General features: G+C 70.8%; 15 protein-coding genes and 1 pseudogene. 9 read left to right on the top strand and 7 right to left on the bottom strand.

The features are described 5' to 3' along the window. Both QM641_RS07200 and QM641_RS07195 read right to left on the bottom strand, forming a co-directional pair. Entirely contained in the window at positions 1-1788 is a 1788-nt protein-coding gene (locus QM641_RS07200; RefSeq protein ID WP_415114920.1) for a Cas10/Cmr2 second palm domain-containing protein, read from the bottom strand. Between the two features lie 274 nt (positions 1789-2062). Further along, positions 2063-2470, bottom strand: coding sequence for a type II toxin-antitoxin system VapC family toxin (locus QM641_RS07195; RefSeq protein WP_415114918.1), 408 nt, complete (start codon positions 2468-2470; stop codon positions 2063-2065). A gap of 40 nt (positions 2471-2510) precedes the next feature. On the opposite strand from QM641_RS07195, the gene QM641_RS07190 reads away from it, so the two are divergent. Both QM641_RS07190 and QM641_RS07185 read left to right on the top strand, forming a co-directional pair. Next, entirely contained in the window at positions 2511-3716 is a 1206-nt protein-coding gene (locus QM641_RS07190; RefSeq protein WP_415114916.1) for an AAA family ATPase, read from the top strand. A 153-nt stretch (positions 3717-3869) separates the two neighbouring features. Beyond that, the gene (locus QM641_RS07185) at positions 3870-5186 is read left to right on the top strand and encodes a UDP-glucose dehydrogenase family protein (RefSeq protein ID WP_415114914.1); all 1317 of its coding nucleotides are present in this window, start codon (positions 3870-3872) and stop codon (positions 5184-5186) included. A gap of 102 nt (positions 5187-5288) precedes the next feature. Here the strand turns inward: QM641_RS07185 and QM641_RS07180 are convergent, their stop codons facing one another. Both QM641_RS07180 and QM641_RS07175 read right to left on the bottom strand, forming a co-directional pair. Beyond that, on the bottom strand, positions 5289-6452 hold the full coding sequence (locus QM641_RS07180; RefSeq protein ID WP_415114912.1) for an acyl-CoA dehydrogenase family protein: 1164 nt from the start codon (positions 6450-6452) through the stop codon (positions 5289-5291). A 462-nt stretch (positions 6453-6914) separates the two neighbouring features. Continuing rightward, a complete protein-coding gene (locus QM641_RS07175) occupies positions 6915-7943 on the bottom strand; it encodes a M15 family metallopeptidase (RefSeq protein ID WP_415114910.1) in 1029 nt (342 codons plus the stop codon). Positions 7944-8077: 134 nt separating this feature from the next. Here QM641_RS07175 and QM641_RS07170 point away from each other — a divergent pair, with 134 nt between their 5' ends. From QM641_RS07170 to QM641_RS07160, 3 genes are all read left to right on the top strand, one after another. After that, positions 8078-9124: an Rv2578c family radical SAM protein gene (locus tag QM641_RS07170; RefSeq protein ID WP_415114908.1), complete on the top strand. Its 1047-nt coding sequence runs from the start codon at positions 8078-8080 to the stop codon at positions 9122-9124. A 251-nt stretch (positions 9125-9375) separates the two neighbouring features. Continuing rightward, on the top strand, positions 9376-10302 hold the full coding sequence (locus tag QM641_RS07165) for a hypothetical protein (protein WP_415114906.1): 927 nt from the start codon (positions 9376-9378) through the stop codon (positions 10300-10302). Between the two features lie 253 nt (positions 10303-10555). Further along, positions 10556-11848 (top strand): glycosyltransferase, encoded by a 1293-nt coding sequence (locus QM641_RS07160; protein WP_415114904.1) that lies wholly within the window; start codon positions 10556-10558, stop codon positions 11846-11848. 458 nt (positions 11849-12306) lie between these two features. Here the strand turns inward: QM641_RS07160 and QM641_RS07155 are convergent, their stop codons facing one another. Further along, the gene (locus QM641_RS07155; RefSeq protein WP_415114902.1) at positions 12307-14817 is read right to left on the bottom strand and encodes a DEAD/DEAH box helicase; all 2511 of its coding nucleotides are present in this window, start codon (positions 14815-14817) and stop codon (positions 12307-12309) included. Between the two features lie 579 nt (positions 14818-15396). On the opposite strand from QM641_RS07155, the gene QM641_RS07150 reads away from it, so the two are divergent. Both QM641_RS07150 and QM641_RS07145 read left to right on the top strand, forming a co-directional pair. Further along, positions 15397-16302, top strand: coding sequence for an aldose 1-epimerase family protein (locus QM641_RS07150; RefSeq protein ID WP_415114900.1), 906 nt, complete (start codon positions 15397-15399; stop codon positions 16300-16302). A 170-nt stretch (positions 16303-16472) separates the two neighbouring features. Then, a pseudogene (locus QM641_RS07145) lies at positions 16473-17096 on the top strand (DUF998 domain-containing protein); the annotation flags it as partial. A 166-nt stretch (positions 17097-17262) separates the two neighbouring features. Here the strand turns inward: QM641_RS07145 and QM641_RS07140 are convergent. Both QM641_RS07140 and QM641_RS07135 read right to left on the bottom strand, forming a co-directional pair. Continuing rightward, positions 17263-20418: an efflux RND transporter permease subunit gene (locus tag QM641_RS07140; RefSeq protein WP_415114898.1), complete on the bottom strand. Its 3156-nt coding sequence runs from the start codon at positions 20416-20418 to the stop codon at positions 17263-17265. A 150-nt stretch (positions 20419-20568) separates the two neighbouring features. Next, positions 20569-21228 carry a TetR/AcrR family transcriptional regulator gene (locus QM641_RS07135; RefSeq protein WP_415114896.1) on the bottom strand — a complete coding sequence of 220 codons (660 nt, stop codon included), beginning with the start codon at positions 21226-21228 and terminating at the stop codon, positions 20569-20571. 384 nt (positions 21229-21612) lie between these two features. Here QM641_RS07135 and QM641_RS07130 point away from each other — a divergent pair, with 384 nt between their 5' ends. Both QM641_RS07130 and QM641_RS07125 read left to right on the top strand, forming a co-directional pair. Further along, positions 21613-22446, top strand: coding sequence for a DUF4097 family beta strand repeat-containing protein (locus tag QM641_RS07130; protein WP_415114894.1), 834 nt, complete (start codon positions 21613-21615; stop codon positions 22444-22446). Between the two features lie 2 nt (positions 22447-22448). Beyond that, the coding region (locus QM641_RS07125) for a PadR family transcriptional regulator (protein ID WP_415114944.1) at positions 22449-22844 on the top strand (396 nt) is incomplete at its 3' end.

Genomic DNA, 22844 nt, shown 5'->3' with positions numbered 1-22844 from the left:
TCAGCGCACCTCTCGACTGATCGCGAACGCGATCTTGAGCGCGTCGGTCAGCGGAATGGGGCTGCTGCCGTCTTCCAGTTCCCGATTGAGCACGGCGACAGCCTCCACGAGAGCTTTCACGGCAGTGGGGTCTCCCGTGGCGTGACGGTCGGCCAATCGTGCCACCTCCAGTTGGAACGACTCCTCGTGGTGCTTCCACAGCGCAAGCAGCTCATCGGCATCCCGGTCGATGTCTGCCATGAAGCTCGGCGAGACGATGCGCGCCGGACCATCGGCGAACCTACCGAGGATGTCCGTCGCCCACGCATCCGTGGAGGCGCGCCACGGGAGGATCACTTCACGCGTCGCCCCGCTATGCCACCGGAAGGCCACACCGAGGGCATCCTTGCTGACGCGCGCCTTCTTGGCCTGCTCCAACAGCCGCTGTGCTTCTTGGACGACGCCCGAGAACGGCGTCGCCTCGTGGAAGAAGACGATCGCTGTGCTGGCGGTCAGGCCCTGACCCGGGCCGGTCAGCGCGTCGACCGACGTGCGCGCAACCTTGGCGGCCGCGAGCGCGGACTTCGCCGGCACGAGGAACAGCAGATCGTCGCCGCCGGCGTAGACGACGGTGGCGAGTAGGTCGGCCGTTTCGAGATCGTCGCGGAACTTCCCGGCCAGCTCGGACAGGCTCTGCGACAACGCGCTGTGCTCCTGCGGAGTGGCGTGCGCGCTGAGCCGCTCGCCGAGGCTGTCGATGTCTTGCGCGACGATCGCGAGGTAGACGGGCGGACGGCCGAGGCCCGGATACTGCTTCCCAAGGCGGGCGCGCAGCTCTCGGATCGCGTCTGCGCCCCTCGTGACTGCCTGGTCGCGCTTCTTCTCCCCGTCCGTCGTGTCGTCGAGCGGATGCCGGCGCTTGACGGTTGCGGCATCCCAGTCGTCGCGCGACAGCCACGCGGCCGAGCCGCGCGAGATCCAGTCGGCCAACAGGCCCTTCTTCTCCGGCATTCCGCCGACTGGGCGCTCCAACGAGCAGTCGATATCCCGTACGGCCTGATGGAGGCGCGTGAGGTGCTCGCGCACACCCTCGTCACTCTCGACGAGTTCGATGAGCCGCTTGCGGTAGTGTGCCGAGGCGACCGAACGCGTTGACGGGAACCTGAGGCGTTCCTCGCCTTTCTCATCAAGACCCACGCGCTTCGCCCAGTTCGCCACAGAGAGCTTGCCGCGCGAGTGTTTCGGCGTCTTGGGTGGTTCCACCGCCAGCCAACGTCGGCTGAGGTCGCATAGTCTTCCGCTCCCGCCAGTGCGGCCACCGATCTGCGGGAAGGGAGCAGAACGTTTCAACGCGCCGAACGCTCTCCCGGCCTCGCGCCACTGTTTCTCGTACTGCTGATCCGCTGGTACGACCACCCAGCGCACATCGGGGAGGCCCGGGGTGTCGGCCACGAAGTCATCCACGTTCACGTACCCGAGAGTCTTCGTCGCCACGAGAGCGAGGTGCGTCTTCCAGGTCTCACGGATCGCGACCTCAGCCCCCTTGGCAGCGTCGACACCCTCGCCAGCAGGAACGCGTGCGACGATCCGGTTGGGAACCGGACGTGTCTCGTCGTTTCCCACTGTGAGCGCATCGGTATGCGGAAGGACGAGCTGGACGTCGGGCAGCCCATGGACGTAGCTCGCTCCAGCTGCGGCCAGCATCGTCATGATCGCGCTTGCGTTGGCGAGGTCTGCCGTCCCGCGCGACTCGGCGATGTACCGCTGCACACCAGAGATACCGAGCACAACAAGGTCTCGATCCGACATCCCCACCCCCCGGCCGCCACACAGCCGTCGTGTGCGGCATCGCGGAATGATGCCTCTTACGTCCCTCGGGTGGTGAGCGCTTGGGCCGAGCCTAGGACTGGGCGACACCTCGACGCAACGGTGCGCGCCAGATTCATCGTCCCATGACGATCAACGAGTGGGCGCTGGTCACCGCGGGCGCCGTGGTCACCAAGGACGCGACCGGTCACCGACGACCGATACCGCGAGACCGACGGCACCGTGAGCCCGGTCGGCTGAACCTGCGCACAGGGTGTCAGTCGGCCTCCACGGGGTCGAACGTGTCGTAGCCGATGATCGCGGCCACCGCCTTCATCCCCGCGTCATGCGACACGATCACGAGGTCGAGACCCGTCCTGATCGCGGCGGCGAGATGGATCGCATCGAGCGTCTTCACATGCGGCACGATCGCCTCCGCCTCGGCGAGGATGCCGTCGTCCATCGGCACCAGCTGCAGGTAGTCCACCAACTCATCGCGCGTCGCGACGGGAAGGCCCTCGCGGCGGAGGACGCGTGTGATCTCCGTCCTGATGATCCGCGATGAGACGACGGTGTGTCGATCGTCGGCGATGGTGTCTTCGAGCCACGCTGCAGCGTGAGGGGAATGACCCAGCAAGGCCCGGAGGGCGACCGACGAATCCAGGTAGTAGTCGGTCGACAGCAAAACAAATAAAATAAATAAGACTCCGCACTAGGCTGTTCTCATGATCGCGCACCGTGGGTCCCCCGAGCCCAGCCCGTTCAGCCCAGGATACGGTCGTCGCCCACTCGTGTTCGGCGGGCATGGCGTCGAGATCGCCGAGCTGACGGAGGTCTTCGAAACCGCGGACTTCGGGGAGAATCAGTCGGTTCTGATCTCGGGACTCCGAGGAGCCGGGAAAACCTCGATGCTGGCGCAGTTGCAGGACGCTGCGCGAGCGAACGGGTGGCTGGTGATCAGCGACGACGCCGGCTCAGGACTGATGGATCGTGTCATGGAGACGACCATCCCGAACCTGCTCAACGAGCTGGCGCCAGACTCGGGGAAGCGACTGACGAGCCTGGGCATCGGACAGCTGAGCGCCCAATGGGAATCCGTCGAGCGGTCACGTGATGTGAGGCCGCTGCTTCGCCGCGACCTCATTGCGCTCTCGACTGTTCTTGCCGAGCGGCGTCCGCACAGTGGCATCCTGATCACGATCGACGAGGTCTCCTCCGGGAAGGCACGGCTCCGGGAGTTGTCTCGGTTCGCGCTCGAGATCTCCCATGCTATCGGCGAAGGCGCGAACATCATGGTTGTCTTCGCGGGGATCAAGGTCGACTTGGACGCGCTGCTCGAGCATGACCACACGACCTTTCTCCGCCGCTCGCGAGAGCTCGATTTCCGTCGCTTGACGCCCGCAGAGACCCGCCATGTGCTCGCCGAGTCCATCCGCATTGGCGGCAAGACCATCGATGAGGACGCGCTCGATCTGCTCGTGAGCTTCTCTCAGGGATACCCGTACCTCGTGCAACTGGCTGGAGACTACGCGTGGCGCAGCAGTGAAGCATCGCCCACGATCTCACTGGCTGACGCACGGGCCGCGCACGGACGTGCGATCACAGCGGTTGAACGCCGCGTGATCAGCCGAGTCTTCCAAGACCTCTCCGAAATGGACCAACGATTCGTCCAGGCAATGGCAGTCGATTTCGGCCGTACCAAGATCGCTGATCTCGTTCAGCGACTCGGCGTGTCAGACCAATACGTCCAGGTCTACAAGAAGCGACTCATCGAGAGCGGGTACGTCCAGGCAGACGGGCGCGGCCACGTCTCCTTCTCGCTGCCCTACCTGGGCGACTACGTGCGTTCCATGGCCTCCGACCGCCCCGACGCTGACGGTCGGGGTTGGGATCACCACCCACCACCTTCCCGCACCGGCCGGGGACAATGATCCGACTCCCGGACTGCGCCGGGGCCACGCGCGCGGTCCCCGGCGCATCGAACCGTGCACGCACGTCCGCTCGGCATCCCCCATGATTGGATAGTGGGCGCGCCGTGATTCGGCGCGTCAGGGGAAGTTCTCACGATCTAAGAGGGGTCCGCAATGCGCATCTCCGTCATCGGTTGCGGATATCTGGGCGCGGTGCACGCCGCCGCCATGGCCGAGCTCGGCCACGAGGTGGTCGGCATCGACGTCGACGAGCGGAAGGTCGCCGCCCTCACCCGGGGCGAGGCGCCGTTCTTCGAGCCCGGACTTCCCGAGCTGCTGACCACGCACGTCGCGTCGGGGCGCCTGCGCTTCTCCACCGAAATGGCGGATGCCGCGGGCGCCGCCCTGCACTTCATCGCGGTCGGCACGCCCCAGACCAAGGGCGGCAATGCCGCCGACATGACCTACGTCGACGCGGCGATCACCGCCCTCCTCCCGCACACGAGCGCAGGCGATGTCGTCGTCGGCAAGTCGACCGTGCCGGTCGGCTCGGCGACCCGGCTCGCCGACCTCGTCACCGGCGCGGGGACCGGCGCCGTGCTCGCCTGGAACCCGGAGTTCCTGCGCGAGGGATGGGCCGTCAAGGACTCCCTCACGCCCGACCGGCTCGTGTTCGGCCTGCCGCCCGAGCCGGAGCGCGCCGAGATCGCCGAGGCCGCGCTGCGCGCGGTGTACGCGCAGGTCATCGCCACCGGCATCCCGCTCGTGGTCACCGACTTCGCGACCGCGGAGCTGGTCAAGGTCGCCGCCAACGCGTTCCTGGCCACGAAGATCTCGTTCATCAACGCGATGGCCGAGATCGCGGAGGTCACCGGCGCCGACGTCACCCAGCTCGCCGACGCGATCGGCCACGACGCCCGGATCGGACGCCGCTTCCTCGGCGCCGGCGTCGGCTTCGGCGGCGGATGCCTCCCCAAGGACATCCGTGCGTTCACCGCGCGCGCCGAGGAGCTCGGCTGCGGCGAGTCGGTGGCCTTCCTCAAGGAGGTCGACGCGATCAACCTCCGTCGCCGCCAGAAGGTCGTCGACCACGTCGTGGACCTCCTCGGCGGCGAGCCGCACGGCAAGAACGTCGCCGTGCTCGGCCTCGCCTTCAAGCCGCACTCCGACGACATCCGCGACTCGCCCGCCCTCGACGTGGCGGTGCGCCTGAAGGGCCTCGGCGCGAACGTGCGCGCCACCGACCCCGAGGCGATCGCCAACGCACGGGCGCTGCACCCGCAGCTCGACTACCGCGAGACGCTCTCCGACGCGCTCGGCGGGGCGGATGCCGTGGTCCTGGTCACCGAGTGGGACGAGTACCGCTACCTCGACCCGGCCACAGCCGGCGCGCTGGTCGCCTCGCGCAACATCGTCGACGCGCGCAACAGCTACGACCCGGCCCACTGGCGCGAGGCCGGCTGGACCTACCGCGGCCTCGGCCGGCGCTGATCCGGTCGGAGACTCTGCGCGCCGTCAGCGCTCTGGACCCGCTGCCGCAGGGACACCGGACCCACCCGACGGTCATGACCTGGCGGCACGACCTCCTACGAATCAGCGCTTGCCGGCGAGCCGGCGCCCCACGATCTCCCGCATGATCTCGTTCGTGCCGCCGTAGATGCGGTGCACCCTGGCATCCGCGAACGCGCGCGCGATCGGATACTCGGTGATGTACCCGTACCCGCCGTGCAACTGCACGCACGTGTCGAGCACCTCCCACTCGCGCTCGGTCGCCCAGAACTTGATCTTCGCCGCCTCCTCGGCGGTGAGCCGCCCGTCGCGGTACGCGAGCAGCGCCCGGTCGATGTAGGCCCACAGGGCATCGACCGTCGTGGCGACGTCGGCCAGCGCGAAGCGGCTGTGCTGGAAGTCGATCACGCGCTCGCCGAACGCCTCACGGTCCCTCGTGTACGCGAGGGTCCAGTCCAGGGCCGCCTGCGCCGAGGCCGCCGCGGCGACGCCGATCGACAACCGCTCCAGCGGGAGGTTCATCATGAGCTGGACGAACCCCAGCCCCTCCTCGCCGCCGATGAGGTTCTCGTCGGGCACGAAGACGTCGCTGAACGACAGCTCCGCGGTGTCGTGGCCGTGGAAGCCCACCTTGTCGAGCTTCTTGCCGTGGTCGAACCCGGCCATGCCGCTCTCGACGAGCACGAGCGAGAAGGCGTCGGGGCGATTGCCCTCGCCGGTCTTGACGAACGTGACGACGATGTCCGCGGTCGCCCCCGACGAGATGAACGTCTTCGCGCCGTTGACGAGATAGCCGCCGTCGACCTTCTTGGCGGTCGTGGCGATGCCGCGCAGGTCACTGCCGGCCCCCGGCTCGGTCATGCCCAGAGCCCCGAGCACCTCGCCGGTGGCCATGCGCGGCAGCCACTTCTCCTTCTGTGCCTGCGTGCCCATGTGCACGAGGTACGGCACGGCCAGGTCGTCCTGGATGCCGAACGCGCCGGCGAGCGAGCCCGCCCCGGCGGCGATGACCTCCTCGTTCACGACCGCGCGGAAGCGGAAGTCCTGCAGCATCCCCGCCCCACCGAACTCCTCCGGCACGGACAGGCCGATCACGCCCGCCTCGCCCGCAGCGAGCATCGTTGCGCGATCGACCTCGCCGGCGGCATCCCATCGCTCGCGCGCTGCGTTCGTGGCGTGCCGGCGGCAGAACTCACGCACCAGATCGCGGAACGCCTCGTGGTCCTCGTCGTAGATGTCGCGTTCCATGCCGGCTCCCTGCTGTCGTCCTGTCGCGGCGGCGCGCGGGCATCGGGATGCCGCTGTGCACGCCCTCCCTCGCAGTCTAGATGCCGTGCTCAGTCGGAGTGGCCCGCGGGCCGCAGCGGTCGGCAGCCTGCGAGCGCCCGCGGGCCCGGCACTCGCCGCGGGCAGGATCGACCACCCGTGGGCAGGATCGACCGCCGCGGGCACCCGGCACTCGCCGCGGGCAGGACCGACCGCCGCGGGCACCCGGCACTCGCGTGACGCCCGGCTCATCAGTCGGACTACCCGGTGCCGCCGGCAGCCGGTGGTCACCTGCGGGCAGGAGCGACCGCCGCGGGCAGGATCGACCGTCGCGGGCCCCCCGCGCTCGCCGTGGGCAGGACCGACCGCCGGCGGGCAGGACCGACCGTCCGCGGGCAGGATCGACCGCCGCGGGCGCCCGGCGCTCGCCAGACACCCGATGCGTCAGTCGAGGTAGCCGGGGGCCGCCGGCAGCCCGAAGAACTCCTCGAGGGTGTGATAGCCGCCGTCGTGATAGGCCTTCGCGAGCTCGACGCCCACGTACCGCACGTGCCAGGGCTCCCAGTCGTAGCCAGTCACCCCGGTCATGCCCTGCTCGTAGCGGACGATGAACCCGAACCGCCACGCGTTGTCGGCGAGCCAGGTCGCCTGCGACGTGCCGGCGAACTGCTCCAGCGACCCGCATCCGCGACTGCACGCGACGATGTCGACGGCGAGCCCGGTCTGATGCTCGCTGTACCCCGCGCGGGCGCTGACGAGCTCGGCCTGGGCGCGCCCGAGCGAGCCGACGTAGCCGTTGAAGGTCGACTGCTGCGAGCGGTACGACCGGAATCCGCTGTTGATCCCGACCGTCCCGGCGCCCTCCGCCTCGGCGGCGGCTGCCAGCCCCTCCAGCGCATCGGCGACGTCGGCGCGCTCCTGCACACCACTCGTGCGCTGCACCCCCTCGGCGCGCGCCAGCGAGTCGGGCGCGTAGTCGAGCGGATCGAGCGGACGCTGCTTGTTGACGACGACCCAGAGCCGGCCCGCCTCGCCCAGGCTCACGCACGGCGCCGCGCCCGCCACGACGAGGTCGCGGAACGCCGCCCCGCCGCCGACCGCAGTGATCACGTCGGCATCTCGCCCTTCCCCGAGCGCCGCCACCACCGCGGGATCGTCGCAGGGCGCCCCCGTGATCGCCTGGCCCGCCTCGTCCGCGCCGTCCGCCGCGTCCGTGTCGTCCGTGTCGTCCGTGATCTGATCCGGCACCGGCAACGCGGACACCGTCGGCGCCGCGGTTCCGGCCCCCGTGCCATCCGCCTCGGTCCACCCGCCGACCGCTTCACCCGCACCGACGACCGGTCCGGCGAACGCCGCCACGAGCGCCACCGCCGTCCCCACCACGAGCACGGCGGCCACCGCAGCGGCGGACCACGCCCTGACGCGATCGGCCCGCTCCGGGCTCGGCTCAGGAGGCGGTTCGGGTTCCGACACCTGCCCATTGTGCACCGGCATGCCGCACAGACCCTGCGCGACGCGATCCACGCGGCATCCGCACGCCATCGTCTCGTTCTAATCATGATCGACACCTACTTGCCTTTTAATAGCAGTTCTGTTCCCATAAGTGTATGCGGTGGCACGGACAGAGCCTGGAGGCGAGGGACGAGGCGGCGCTTCCCGGGCTGGAGTCACTGTCCGGACTCGTCCGCACCGTGACGACGCCCGAGTTCACCGGCATGGTGTTCCACGAGGTGCAGGCGCGCTCGGTGCTGAACCGCGTTCCCGGGGCGTCGTCGATGCCGTTCGAGTGGACCGTCAACCCATACCGCGGATGCAGCCACGCCTGCACCTACTGCTTCGCGCGGGGCACGCACGAGTACCTCGAGCTCGACGCGGGCCACGACTTCGATAGTCAGATCGTGGTGAAGGTCAACGCCGCCGACGTGCTGCGGCGGGAGCTCGCACGGCCGAACTGGCAGCGCGAGCGCGTCGCGCTCGGCACGAACACTGATCCGTACCAGCGCGCCGAGGGGCGCTACCGGCTCATGCCCGGCATCGTCGAGGCGCTCGCCGACTCCGGCACGCCGCTGTCGATCCTCACGAAGGGCACGCTCGTGCGCCGCGACCTGCCCCTGCTGCGCGACGCCGCCGCGGTCGTGCCGGTGTCGCTGGCGATGTCGATCGCGGTCGCCGACGAGGAGCTGCGGCGTCTGATCGAGCCGGGCGCGCCGAGCTTCGCGGCACGACTGGAGACGGTCCGCGCGGCGACGGAAGCCGGATTCGGGGTCACCGTCTTCCTCATGCCGATCCTGCCGCACCTGACCGATTCGGTCGCGGTGCTCGATGACACGCTCGCGCACCTCCGCGCGGCGGGAGCCGCGCGCGTCGTGTTCGGCGCCCTGCACCTGCGCGCCGGCGTGAAGCCGTGGTTCATGGCGTGGTTGGAGCGGGAGCATCCCGAGCTGGTGGGCGCCTACCGCGGCCTGTACCGCGGGGCATCCGTCATGGCGCCCAAGGCGTACCGCTCGTGGCTGTCGGCACGCGTGCGCCCGCTGCTGCGGCGGCACGGGCTGGACGGTCGCGTCGAGGACGACGGTTCCCCCCGGCCTGTGCAACGCGGGCCGATCGTCACCACGACCCGCGGCCGGGCGGCCGAATCGGAGCGGCTCTTCTGACGGCAGCGGCGGGGGTTGCGCACGCGCACGACCGGAATCAGGCCCGCGCGGAGGCTGTCCGCCGCGATCTGCCCGAATCGCGAGGCTTTGCGGCGATCCAGCCTTCGCGCGGGTCACTTTCTCCGTGACGTTGGACCACACGCTACCGGGCTCGCTGCAAGGACTCCTCCACAGTTCGCCGGAAGAGGGAATCTATCCACAGATCCGCACATGCCCGCCCACCGGCCCCTGGATTTCGCGAGAGTGTTCCGATGACACGCCGACCCCGTTCTCTCGAGTCGATCCTGGCCCGCCTCGATGACGTGCCTGCCGAGCCCTTCATAGGCAGCCACCCGATTCTCCGGACCGCGGACCTTCGCGCCGTCGGGCTGGGTAAGGGCGCCGTGCGCGCCGCCGTGGACGCCGACCTCCTGATCCGCGTCCGCAACGGCCGCTACCTCCGCGCCGGAGCACCCGCCGATGTCACGACCGCAGCGCGGGCAGGCGCTCGTGTCGCCTGCCTCTCGCTCCTCCAGTCGCTGGGGGTCTTCGTGCTGACGAACGACCGGCCGCACATCCACCTGCCGTCGTCCGCGACGCGCCCCCCATCGGCAGAGCGGGTGGTGCGGCATTGGCGGCCGCTCATGCGAAGCCCGCATCCGCGCGCCACCGCCGTCGACATCGTCGACGCCCTCGCCCAGTCGGTCCGATGCCAGCCGCAGCGCGCCGCCGTCGCCACGCTCGACTCCGCCCTCCACCTCGGGCTGATCCGCGAAGACGACGTCGATGAGATCTTCGCGCAGCTGCCGTCTCGATTCGGCCACCTCCGCGACCTGGTGGACGGGCGAGCGGAATCCGGCCCGGAGAGCATCGTGCGCCTCATCGCCCTCGAGCTCGGGTTCTCGGTGGACGTGCAGGTTAGGCTCACAGGCGTCGGGCGAGTCGACCTTGTGCTGGACGGCTGGCTCGTTGTCGAGTGCGACAGCGAGGAGTTTCACACCGGCTGGGACTCGCAACTGAGGGACCGCCGCCGGGACCTCGCCTGCGCGGGGCTCGGCTTGGCCTCGCTTCGGCCGGTCGCCGAGGACATCCTGTACCACCAGGGTCGCGTCAAGAGCGCGTTGCGGGGTCTGCGCGACGCTCACGCCGCGCAGACCCCGGGTAATCGTGCCCGGAGAAGGGCCAGACCTGCCGTATAGGCCGGCTCAGCAGGACCCTGGTACATTCAGCCTTCGCCCGGGACGCATTCCAGCCCATACCTCGGCCCCGGGCGCCTCAGACGCGGCGGGTGGCTCCGAGACCGGGGCGGATGTCGTCCCGGGAGCGGCTGTCAACCCGAGGGCGGCTGTCGACCCGAACGATCCGAACGAGACGCGGTCCACCCAAAGGACGGCACGTCATCGACCGCCGCCGGCTCTCGCGCGACCGCCCGGCGCAGGCAACAATGGCGCCATGGCCCGGTTCTTGCTCTCAGCGATGCCGTTCACGGGGCACGTCGCCCCGATGCTCGCGCTGGCCGAGGCGCTCGTGGCACGCGGCCACGACGTGCGCGTGCACACCGGCTCGGCATTCGCCGCGAAGACCGCGGCGACCGGCGCAGCCCTGGTGCCCTGGCGGCAAGCGCCGGACTTCGACGAGAACGACCTCACCGCAACGTTCCCGCGGCTGCGCGGCAAGAAGGGCATCAGACAGGTCTTCGTCAACATCGCGGACCTCATGATCGGCACCGCACCCGCGCAGGTCGCCGATCTCGCCACCGAGTGGGATCGCGAGCCCTGGGACGCCCTCGTGGGCGACGAGATCTCGGTGGGTGCGGTGCTGTTCGCGGAGAGGAGCAGCTGCCGTTTCGCCACGCTCGCGGTGCTGCCCCTGAACCTCGCAAGCTGTGAAGGCCCGCCGAGCGGCATGGGACTGACCCCCGGGACGACGCCCCTCATGCGGGTGCGCGACGCCCTGCTACGCGCCGCCCTCCCGCTGGGCGGCCTGCCCCTGCGCGGACCGCTCGCACGCGCACGCAGCGACACAGGCCTGCCGCGTTCTTCCGCGACGTTCGAGCAGACGGTGTTCTCGCGCGGGCTCGTGCTGGCCAGCGGCTCGCCGCTGCTGGACTTCGGACGCACCGACCGACCTTCGCACGTACAGTTCGTCGGCGTGCTCGCCCGCAGCACGATCGCCGCATTCGATCCGCCGGGATGGTGGCGCGACCTTGACGACCGCGAGGTCGTGTGCGTGACGCAGGGCACGCAGAACATCGACCCGGCCGACCTGCTCCGCCCCGCGCTCGACGCTCTGGCCGGCGAGGACGTCCTGGTCGTCGCGACGACCGGCATCCCGGGGCGCGACGAGCTGCCGTTCCCGGTGCCCGCGAATGCCCGCGTCGCGGGCTTCCTCCCCTACGCGCACCTCCTTCCGCACGTCGACGTCCTGGTCACCAACGGCGGCTGGGGTGGCACGCTCACGGCGCTCGGCCACGGCATCCCGCTCGTGGTCGCCGGCGGCGACCTGGACAAGCCCGAGGTCGCCGCGCGCGTGGCATGGTCGGGCGCGGGCGTGAACCTGCGGACGGGCACGCCGTCGACCCGCGCGGTGCGCGAGGCCGTGCAGCGCGTGCGGACAGAACCTGCATTCCGTGCCGCCGCGGCCCGGGTGGCGACGCAGCTGCAGCTGCTCGGCGGGGCGGATACCGCGGCGTCCGCCCTCGAAGCGTTCGCCGCGGAGGGCGTTTCGCGCCCCACCGACCGCTGACGGCGCCCTCACTGGCGCCCTCACTCTCGCCCTCGCCCTCGCCCTCACTGTCGCCCTCGAGTCACTCCTCTATCTGCGAGTCACTGCGCTGCAGCACAGTGACTCGCACCGCAAGCAGTGACTCGCGTGGGGAAGGTGCTGACTCGCCAGCGGGCCGAGCAGCCCGGGGCGCAGGCCGGGCGCGCGTGCGGGGGCGCGTGCGGAGGCGCGACGCGCGACGCGATGCGGCGTTCGCTTGACGCGCGCGATGCGCGGCGGCCGAGTAATCGCGCCCGGACGCAGGCCAGACGGACCGAATGCAGCGCTACGGCGACACTCGGGCGCGTTCAGCCTTCGTCCGGGACGGATTCCGACACACACCCATGCCGGCGACGCGCGGGCATGGAGCGCAGCCGTGCTTCCGAGCCGTCCGGGACGGATTCCGACGCACACCCATGCCGGGCACCCCCGGCCCCGCCTCAGGCGACGGGGTCGACCTGGCGGCCGGCGATCTCTTCGAGCAGGTCGTCGCCCGGGCGCACCTCGTCGAACGGCGCCTCGATCTCGGCACGGTCCAGCAGCTCCGTCATGCGGCGCCGACGCGGGCGCGTGATCAGGGTCACGACCCTGCCCTCCCGCCCCGCGCGGCCCGTGCGGCCGGAACGGTGCAGGTAGGTCTTGTACTCGTCGGGCGGGTCGGCCTGCACCACGAGGCCGATGTCGTCGACGTGGATGCCGCGGGCCGCGACATCGGTCGCCACGAGCACGCGCACGCGCCCGTCGGTGAGCCGCTGCAGGTTGCGCGTGCGCTTGGCCTGGTTGAGGTCGCCGTGGAGGGCGACGGTCGGGATGCCGACATCCTCGAACTGCTCAGCGAGCATCTCGGCGTACGCACGGGTGCGGGTGAACACGAGGGTCTTGTCGTCACGGTCGACGAGGGATGCCAGGATCTCGGCCTTGTCGCGGTGGTCGATGACGAGCACACGGTGGTCGATCGTGCCGGAGTCCTGATCCTCGCCGGCGACCTCGTACACGGCCGGCTCGACGAGGAACTCGTCGACGAGGGCCGCGACCTCTCGGTCGAGCGTGGCCGAGAACATGAGCTTCTGGGCGCCGTCGGCGACGAGGCGGAGGATCCGCTGCATCGGCTCCAGGAAGCCCAGCTCGCTCATGTGGTCGGCCTCGTCGAGGACGACCAGCTGCACCTCGGAGAGGTCGAGCCGGCCCTGCTCCTGCAGGTCCTCGATGCGGCCGGGGGTGCCGATCACGATGTCGACGCCCTTGCGGAGCGCGCCGACCTGACGCGCCTGCGGCACGCCACCGTAGACCTGTGTCGTGAACAGGCCCACGCTCCGGGCGAGCGCCTGGATCGTGCGGTCGATCTGCAGCGCCAACTCACGCGTGGGGGCGAGCACGAGCGCCTTCGGGCTGCGGCCGAACTCGCGACGCTGCCCGGCCTGCGCGCGCAGGATCGACTCGACCAACGGCGCACCGAACGCGATGGTCTTGCCCGAGCCGGTGCGTCCGCGGGCGAGCACGTCGCGCCCCTGCAGGATCGGCGGGATCGTCGCGGCCTGGATGGGGAACGGCGTCGCGGCGCCGAGCTCGGCGAGTGCTTTCACGAGGTTCGCGCCGAGACCGAGTTCGGCGAAGGATGCCTCCGCCACCGTCGCCGCGTCGACCGCCTCGGCCTGCAGCCGCTCGTGCACGACATCGAGCTCGTCGGCGTCGCGCTGCGGTCGGGAGGTCCAGTCCGAACGGTCCGGCCGACGGTCCTCACGACGGGGGCGGTCGTCACGGTACGGACGCTCGCCTGCACCGAAGGACGGGCGGTCGCCGCGACGCGCCGGACGGTCGGCATCGCCGGCGCCGCCGGAGCGCGAGTCGAAGGAGCGGGGCGGACGCGCGGCGCGGAACGTCGCTCGTTCGAGGTCGTGCCCCCGGCTGTACTCGCGGCGGTCACGACCAGCGCGGTCGTCACGACCGTCGCCGTCCTCGCGACGCGGGCGGTCGTCACGACCGTCGCCGTCCTCGCGACGCGGGCGGTCGTCGAAGCCGCGCGGATCGCGGTCGTGCCCGCGCCCCTCGTCGCCGAAGCGGTCGGCTCGGTCGCTCGACGCACCCCGTCCGTCACGATCCGCCCAGTCGAAGCGGTCACTCCGCACGGCTCGGTCACCGCGGCCCGCGCGGTCACGGCCGGCGCCACGGTCGGGGCGACCCGCGCGCTCATCGCGGCGCTCGCCGTACGGACGCGCCGGACGCTCCTCGCCGGAACGGAACGGGCGGTCGCCGCGCGCCGAGCCGTCGCCGTGCCCGCGGGAACCGCGGTCCTCGCCGCCGGCACGTCGAGCGTCGTAGGAGCGCCCGGACGGTCGCCCCGCACGGTCACCGTCACGGAACGAACGGTCGCCACCGTCGGAACGGAACGGACGATCCGAACGCGGCATACGGTCGCCGCGAAACGCACGGTCGCCGGAACGGAACGGACGGTCACCGGACGGTCGCACCGCGCGGTCACCGCGGTCCGAGCGGCTGTCGCCGCGGAACTGACGGTCCGAGCGCGCCGCGCGGTCGCCGCCGTAACGCGACGAACGAGTGTCGCCGGAGCGGAACGCACGGTCGTCGCCACCGGAACGGGCCGGACGCTCCCCGAACCCGCGCGCCGGACGCGCCTCGTACGACCGATCCCCTCGGTCGGCACCCGCGCGGCCGGCCCGATCGCCGTGCGCGTGGGTGCGGATGCCGCGGGCTTCGCTCCGGCCCGCCTTCTCCTGCGCGCTCCAACGCTTCTTCTTGCCAGGCGCGCCCGGCGTGCCCGAAGTGTCGTCGGCCTCGGGCCGGTAGCCGCGGTGCTTCGGGCTCTTCGACCCCGGCTTGCCCGACGCCGGCGTGCCCCACGAGGACTCCCCCGGGCGGTGCTTGCGCGCGCTCGCGTAGCGCGGGTCGAAGTCGTGGGCGCGGCCTGCGGCCGGCTTCTTGTGCTTGGGCATGGGTCGTCCTTCTGGGTTCTCTCGCACGAGAACAGCGCTCGCCCACGGCGAGCAGACCCGGACTGTCGTCGGCCGGGGGCCATTCATGTGATGGTCATGGGCGTCGAGCGACGCACACCATCGGCCCCTAGACTCACAAACCCACCCGCACACGCGGTGTCCCGAGCCGACCGCACGAGCCTAGCAGCGCACCCCGGCGCCAGGCTGGGAGCCCGCTGGCCGCCCCGGCCTCCCCGGCCCCCGCATCCCCGCCCCGCCCCGCGGCCCCCGCATCCCCGCCCCGCCCCGCGGCCCCCGCATCCCCGCCCCGGCCCGCGGTCCCCGCATCCCGGCCCCCGCATCCTGGCCCCCGCATCCCGGCCCGCGGCCCCCGATCCCCGGCATCCCCCCAACCCGGCGTCACCAACCTCGGAGAATCGCGCGAACTTCGGAGGATCTCAGCCAAATCCTCCGAACTTCGCGCGACTCTCCGAACTTCGCGCGCCCGAAACCCGCGCCCAAAACGCGCGCCCGAACCCACGCCCGAACGCACGCCGAAACCCACGCCCGAACCCACGCGCGGACCGCTAACGTCGTGTCATGGCCTCCGACCCGACCGGCATCCGCTTCCGCATCGCCCGAGGCGACGTCCACGCCGAGATCACGCAGGTCGGCGCCGCCCTGCGCGTGCTCGACGTCGGCGGCGTCGCCCTCGTCCCGCCCTACCCCGACACCGCGCCCACTCCCGCCGCGGCGGGCATCGTGCTGCTGCCCTGGCCCAACCGCGTGGCCGGCGGCCGCTGGACTCGCGACGGCGTCACCCGGCAGCTCGCGATCACCGAGCCCGCCTACGGCAACGCCTCGCACGGTCTGCTGCGCTTCGTCCCCTATCAGCCCGTCGTCCAGGAGTCCGATCGCATCACGCTCGCCGCGACCGTCTTCCCGCAGACCGGATACCCCTTCCAGCTCGACAGCACCGTGGACTACCGCGTGGGCCCCGCGGGCCTCACCGTCACCCACGAGGTCGTCAACGCGGGGGCGGATGCCGCGCCGTTCGCCCTCGGCACCCACCCGTACCTGCAACTGGGCGGCGTGCGCACGGCCGACCTCACCATCCGCCTGGACGCGCAGACCCGGTTCGAGGTCGACGACCGCCTCATCCCGGTCGCGCAGACGCCGGTGGATGCCGCGACCGACCTGCGCTCGCCGCGGCGGCTCGGCGACCTCTCGCTCGACACCGCGTACGGCGATCTGGCTCGCGACGCGGACGGGCGCGTCCGCACCACGCTGACGGCGCCGGACGGCCGGGCGGTCGAGCTGTGGCAGGGCGAGGGGTTCGACTACGTGCAGGTCTTCACGACCGATCGCTTCCCCGGCCAGGAGCTCGCGGTCGCCGTTGAGCCGATGACGGCGCCGGCTGACGCGTTCAACACGGGGCAGGGCCTGGTCGTCCTGGCGCCGGGCGAAAGCCGACGCGCGCAGTGGGGAATCGACTACCGGCGCTGATCGGCGCTGAATCGATCAAATCCGACTCGCCGACTCACAGGTGAGCCGGATACGATGGGCTCGAGCGGTCCTGACCGCTCGGCTGGGGAGCCCTTGTAGCCCCGGCGTCACCGCACCATCCGGGGAGGGATGCAGGTTCGGCGACGCCTTTTTTGATCTGTGAGCTCACGATGTCCGCACTCTCCCTGCCCGCGCCGCCGCTGCCCACCCTCTCACTGCTGCGCGCGGTGACCCGTCTCCGACCCGAACGCATGCGCGCCGGCCACCTCTCGACCGCGGCGATCGCCGTGCTCGTGACCGGTGTCGCCTTCTCGATCCTGACCACCTCGGACAGGGGGTGGTGGCGGCTGCACTTCAGCGAGCTCGGCACGCACCGCGACCTGTCCGGCTATGCCTTCAACACGACCATCGTCGTGGCCGGCGCACTGTTCGTCTGCTTCGCGATCCGCGCCAGGGTCGAGCTGCTCAGCGTGTCCAGTGCCGCTCACCGGCGCAGATGCGAGTTCTTCACGTTGAGCGTGGCCTCGCTCGGCTCCCACCTGAGCGTCGTCGGCATGGTCCCTCTGACGACGAACCAGTTCCTGCACGAGCGGGCCGCCAGCGGCGCCATGCTCTCGTTCATCGTCGCCCTGATGATCGCGATGCGGTCGCGGCGGCTCCTGTCCGCGCGTCTGCGCGCCGTCACGCTGGTCACGCTCTGCGTGCTGATCCCCGCGATCGCGCTGTTCCTGTCGTGCCTGATCAACCTCGCCGCTTTCGAACTGATCGGGTTCAGCCTCATCGGGCTGTGGACCACGGTGTTCTCGCGCGGACTGCACTCGCGCATGCTCGGCCGCCCCGCACCCGAGCGCGCGACGTCCGACGAGGCGTCGGCGGCCGAGCAGGTCGACGCGCGCCCCGTCGCCGCGATCGTCCGCGCCCGGACCGTCCCCACGGCTCCGGCCGGTGCCGCCGCGCTCGTCACGCGCGCAGGCCTTGCGCACCGGGTTCGGATGGGGCGTGCTCCGCTGCGGCTGGTCCACGCCCGTCCGCCGCGGTCGGCCGTGCGCGCCCGCGGCGTTCGCGTGCCCCTTCGACGAGATGGTAGAGCGTCGGCAGCACGAGCAGCGTAAGCACCGTCGACGACACCAGCCCGCCGATCACGACGATCGCCAGCGGCTGAGAGATGAAGCCGCCGTGCCCGGTGACCCCGAGCGCCATCGGCGTGAGCGCGAAGATCGTCGCGAGCGCCGTCATGAGGATCGGTCGCAGCCGCCTCGACCCCCCGGCCACGGTCGCGTCGTGGACGGAGAGCCCCTTCTCGCGGTACTGGTTGACGAGGTCGACGAGCACGATGGCGTTGGTCACGACGATGCCGATCAGCATGAGCACGCCGATGAGGGATGCCACGCCCAGCGGCACGCCGGTGACCACCTGCAGCAGGATCGCGCCGGTCGCCGCGAACGGCACGGACACCAGCAGCAGCAGCGGCTGGCGGAGTGAGCGGAAGGTCGCGACCATCACGATGTAGACGATGAGGATCGCCGCCAGCATCGCCAGGCCCAACTGGCCGAACGCGTCCTGCTGCTGCGAGACGACCCCGCCCAGCTCCGCGTCCGCCGCCGTGGGCAGCTCCGCATCGAGCAGGGCCTGGCGGACCGTCGCCGTCGCGGTGGACAGGTCATCGCCGGACGGGGTCGCCGTCACGGTCGAGGTGCGCTGGCCGCGCTGCGCGGTGATCGAGGTCGGCCCCTGGCTCTGCTCGACCGTCGCGAGCTGCTGCAGCGGCACCGGACCGGTGGCCGTCGGCACCGTGAGCGCGCGCAGCTCATCGAGCGTCGCGGGGGTCTGCGACGCGGCGAGGTAGACGGTCAGCGCGGTGTCGTCGAGCTCGACCGTGCCGATCTGCTGCGGCTGCATCGTGCCCGACACGAGCGCGCCGACGGCGACCTCCGACAGCCCGAGCGATGCGGCCTCGGCGCGGTCCACGGTGACCGCGATGTAGGGGAGGGATGCCGAGAGGTTCGAGGTGACCTGGCTGATGCCGTCCTTGCCCTCGACCGCGGCCACGACGGCATCCGTCGCCTCCTGCAGGGTGGTGTGGTCGGGAGCAGTGACGTCGATCTCGATGTCGTTGGAGTCGAGCCCGTCTCCGGCCACCAGGGTGATCTCGCCGACGTCGTCGAGGCGGGCGACGGCCTGCTGCACGGCCTCGCGCACCTCGAGCTGGTCGGCGGTCGGATCGGTCGTGATCGAGTAGGTGACCCCGCTGCCGCCGCCGGTGAACGCGTCGCGCAGCGCCGACCCCGACGATCCGATCGACACCTGCACCGTCTCCACGCCCGCGACGTCGTGGATCGCCTCTTCGACGCGCTGCGCGGCGGCGTCCTCCTCGTCGAGCGAGGCGGCCGCCCCGATGGTCTGGGTCATCGTGAAGGTGTTCTGCCCGGAGTCGCCGATGAAGTTCGTCTTCATGAGGGGGGCGGCGGCGACCGTACCGCCGAGCACGAGCACCGCCAGCAGCAGTGTGATCCACGAGTGCTTCAGGGTCCAGCGCAGCACCGGCAGGTAGCACCGCTGCAGGCGCGAGGGCGGGGCATCCGCGCTCTCCGGGTCGACCTGGCGGCCCTCGGCATCCGTGATCGGCCTGCCGGGGCGGAGGAACCAGTACGCGAGCACCGGCACGATGGTCAGCGCCACCAGCAGCGAGGCCGACATGGCGATCGTGATGGTCAGGGCGAAGGGGCGGAACAGCTCCCCGGTCATGTCGCCGACGAACGCGATCGGGAGGAACACGGCCACCGTCGTGATCGTCGACGCCGTGATCGCGGCGGCGACCTCGCGCACCGCCCGCACGATCGAGGTGAGCTTGTCGGCGTCGCCGACGTAATGGCGCTTGATGTTCTCGATCACCACGATGGAGTCGTCGACGACCCGCCCGATCGCGATGGTCAACGCACCGAGGGTGAGGATGTTCAGCGAGTACCCGAACGCCTGGATGCCCACGAACGTGATGAGCACGCTCGTGGGGATGGAGATCGCGGTCACGAGCGTCGAGCGCACCGACAGCAGGAACACCAGGATCACGAGCACCGCGAAGGCCAGGCCCAGCAGACCCTCCTGCGCGAGCGACTCGATCGACTGCTGGATGTAGGGCGCCTGGTCGAACACGACGGTGAACGCGGCGTCGCCGCCCAGCGCCCGCTCCAGGTCGGGAAGGACGGCCAGCACACCGCGCGAGACGTCCACCGTGTTCGCGGCGGGGAGCTTGGTGACCGCGACCGTGAGGGCGGGCTCGCCGTCCACGCGCGAGATGGTCTGCACGGGGTCGCGCTCCTCGACGACATCGGCGACATCGCCGATCGTGACCGCGCCGGCGCGGAGCTGATCGGCGCTTCCGGGCACGAGCGGCAGGTCGGCGAGCTCGTCGAGCGAGGTGATCTTCGCCCCGGTCTGCACCGTGAGGGTGAGCCCGTCCTCGGTGATCTGGCCGCCGGGGAAGAGCACCCCGTTCTGGTCGAGGGCGTCGCGGATCGACTGCGACGAGAACCCGGATGCCGCCAGCGCGGCCTGGTCGGGCGTGATAGTGACGCGCTGCCCTCGTCCGCCGACCACCTGCGCCGCGCTCACCCCTGGCACGTCCTCGAGGTCGGGGATCACGGCCGAGTCCAGCCGCGCCTGGATCGACTCCTCGTCGTCGTAGCCGGTGACGGCCAGCTGGATGACGGGGAAGTCGTCGATGGAGAAGCTCAGCACGTTGGGCTCGACGCCGTCGGGCAGCTGACTCTTGATGCGGTTGATGGCCTGCAGGATCTTCTGCTCGGCGGTCGCCAGGTCGGTGCCGTAGGTGAACGAGGCCTGCACGATCGACGCGTTCGTCGTGCTCGTGGAGCTGGTCGACTCCAGTCCCGGCACGGCCTGGATCGCGGTCTCGATCGGACCGGACAGATCGGCGGCGACGACCTCGGGCGAGGCGCCCGGGTAGGTGGACACGATCGACAGCTGCGGGAACTCGATCGACGGGATCAGCTCCTGCTTGAGGCTCGTGAGCGCCAGTGCGCCGAAGATCGCCGCGACGACCGTGACGAGCGCGATGAGGGCGCGGTTCCTGAGGCTCAGGACGGCGAGGTTCGACACGGAGGGCCTTTGCGAACGGGATGACGGGGCGACGCGGCCGAAGCCGATACACGCGTGTATCGGCTCAGTATCGCACGCGATCGGCACGGAACGATCCCGCGGAGTCGCATGCCGGATGCCGCGGCCGCCGGCATCCGGAGCCGTACCGGCTCAGGCCAGCTGGGGCAGCAGCGCCGCGCACTCGCGGCGCAGGCGGTCGACCGCCCCGCGCTCTCCCCGCAGGAACCGGATCAGCGCGTGCTGGAACAGTCCGTCCACCAGGGCGTACGCCGGCTCGGGCTCGATGCACGGCGTACGCCCGACCAGATCGGCGTGCCGCTGCACGATCGACCAGACCATCTGCTGGAGCAGCTGGTCGATGCGGATGATGGTGTCGCGGAAGCCCTCGTCGAACAGCGCCTGATTGCGCAGGTCGTACCAGAGCCGGTGCATCGAGGCATCGTCGCGCAGCGTGGCGGCCATGGCGTCGGCGATGCGGGCGACGAAGTCGTCGGCATCCGTCGCGGTCTCCAGGATCGGCTCGTACCGCCGCGCGCACCGCGACTTGTAGAGCCACACCGACTCGGCGACGAGGTCGTTCTTGTCCTCGAAGTAGTAGTGCAGCGAGCCGTGCGACAGCGCGGAGTGCTGTGCGATGTCGCGCAGGCCCGTGTTGGCGAAGCCGTGCTCGGCGAGCGTCACGAGGGCTGCCTCGGCGAGCATGCGTCGCCGCAGCGCGTACTTGTCGCCGCGCGCCTTCGTGGCGCGCTCCGTCGATGTCACCATGTCGAACCCCCAGAGTTTCGTGTGCGAACGATCGTAGGCCGTCATCCCGAGACGCTCCTGAGTCCCCACCGCGCCCTGCGCCCGACTTGACGGGTGTCCAGTATCATTGTTAACTTTTGCTAACCAACTCCCGTCGGCGCTCCCCAGTCCGGCGGGATCGGCTCGCTTGAGCCACCGGATCCCCAGTCCCGGTGAGAGCGAGGTGGTTACGGTCCATGTCGATGTCCCCAGCCTCGGCAGGACCAAGAGACCAGACGGCGGGGGGCGGATGCCGCGGCATCCGCCCCCCGCTCATTTCTTCTGCGCGCCGTCCGAGGTACCCCGTCCGGTTCGCTGTTTGCTCTCGGCAGCTCGTTCGATAGACGCGATATATCGTGTTATCCTGGGATGGAAGACGCGATATATCGCGTATTGGAACAGGAGCATCCCATGACCCTCGAGAAGTGGCTCATCCACCCCGGTGAGACCCGCGTCATCGACGTCGACGACGTCCGAAAGCTCAAGGTCGGCCTGGTCGGCGGCCAGATCGACATCGTGGCGCACGACGAGGCCGGCGTGCGCATCGAGGTGCACGCCGTCACCGTGAAGGACCTCCGCATCGAGGCCTCCGGCGACGTCGTCGAGATCGACCACCCGCAGTTGCGCTGGGACAACTTCCTGGAGGTGTTCCGCAACTTCGGCACCGGTGGCCCCAAGGCCGAGATCAGCGTCGCGGTGCCCAGGAGCATCGCGCTCACCCTCGGCGTCGTCAACGCGAGCGCGCTGGTGTCGGGCCTGGTCTCCGATGCGCGCCTGAACACGGTGTCCGGAGACATCATCGTCGACGGGCTCACCGGCGAGCTGTCCGTGAACGCGGTCTCCGGCGACGTGCAGGTGCGCGGCCTCGTCGGCGCGCTCACCGCGAACTCGGTGTCGGGCGCGGTCGCGGCGACCGGCACGATCCGCAAGGCGAGCATCGACACGGTGTCGGGCGGGATGGTCGTCGACTCCGACGGCCCGGTGCACGCCATCACCCTCAACACCGTCGGCGGCGACACCACCGTGCGCATCGACGAGGGGCTGTCGACCAACTACGTGCTGCGCAGCGTCAGCGGTCGCGTGCTCGTCGACGGTGTGCTCCGCTCCGGTCAGGGCACCGGCCCCACCACGAACTACACCGGCTCGACCGGCGGGCTCAGCGGGTCGTTCGCCGACATCCGGGTCAACTCGGTCTCCGGCGACATCACCGTGCTGCGCCGGCCCGGCACCGAAGAGGAGTGGTGACCGTGGCCCCGGTGTTCGCCCACGGAGGGCTGCGCCTGTACCTGCTGAACCTGCTCGACGAGGCGCCGCGGCACGGCTACGAGCTCATGCAGGCCCTGTCCGACCGCACCGGCGGCACCTACACGCCCAGCGCGGGGACCGTCTACCCGCGCCTGGCCAAGCTGGAGGGGGAGGGCCTGGTGGTCAAGACCGTCGACGGACGCAAGACCGTCTACGAGATCACGGATGCCGGTCGTGCCGAGGTCCGCGCGCGCGCCGCCGACCTCGACGGCATCGAGGAGGGTCTGGCCGACAGCGTGCGGCTCATCGCCGACGAGGTGCGCGGCAGTGTGCGCGAGGCGATGCGGAGCCTGCGGGCCGACCTCGCCGCCGCTCGGCGTGCGCGGCGGCGGCGAGGT

The organism is Microbacterium sp., from assembly GCF_047605725.1.
In the GTDB taxonomy this organism is placed as follows: Bacteria; Actinomycetota; Actinomycetes; order Actinomycetales; family Microbacteriaceae; genus Microbacterium.
Note: the sequence above shows the minus strand (reverse complement) of the source record. Positions and strands in the feature narration are given on the sequence as shown.

Excerpts from the sequence above, each read along its gene's own strand:
- QM641_RS07185 (WP_415114914.1), top strand. The coding sequence starts at position 3,870 with ATGCGCATCTCCGTCATCGGTTGCGGATATCTGGGCGCGGTGCACGCC.
- QM641_RS07135 (WP_415114896.1), bottom strand. The coding sequence starts at position 21,228 with ATGACGGCCTACGATCGTTCGCACACGAAACTCTGGGGGTTCGACATG.
- QM641_RS07170 (WP_415114908.1), top strand. The coding sequence starts at position 8,078 with ATGCGGTGGCACGGACAGAGCCTGGAGGCGAGGGACGAGGCGGCGCTT.
- QM641_RS07190 (WP_415114916.1), top strand. The coding sequence starts at position 2,511 with ATGATCGCGCACCGTGGGTCCCCCGAGCCCAGCCCGTTCAGCCCAGGA.
- QM641_RS07155 (WP_415114902.1), bottom strand. The coding sequence starts at position 14,817 with ATGCCCAAGCACAAGAAGCCGGCCGCAGGCCGCGCCCACGACTTCGAC.
- QM641_RS07130 (WP_415114894.1), top strand. The coding sequence starts at position 21,613 with ATGACCCTCGAGAAGTGGCTCATCCACCCCGGTGAGACCCGCGTCATC.
- QM641_RS07180 (WP_415114912.1), bottom strand. The coding sequence starts at position 6,452 with ATGGAACGCGACATCTACGACGAGGACCACGAGGCGTTCCGCGATCTG.
- QM641_RS07160 (WP_415114904.1), top strand. The coding sequence starts at position 10,556 with ATGGCCCGGTTCTTGCTCTCAGCGATGCCGTTCACGGGGCACGTCGCC.
- QM641_RS07165 (WP_415114906.1), top strand. The coding sequence starts at position 9,376 with ATGACACGCCGACCCCGTTCTCTCGAGTCGATCCTGGCCCGCCTCGAT.
- QM641_RS07200 (WP_415114920.1), bottom strand. The coding sequence starts at position 1,788 with ATGTCGGATCGAGACCTTGTTGTGCTCGGTATCTCTGGTGTGCAGCGG.
- QM641_RS07150 (WP_415114900.1), top strand. The coding sequence starts at position 15,397 with ATGGCCTCCGACCCGACCGGCATCCGCTTCCGCATCGCCCGAGGCGAC.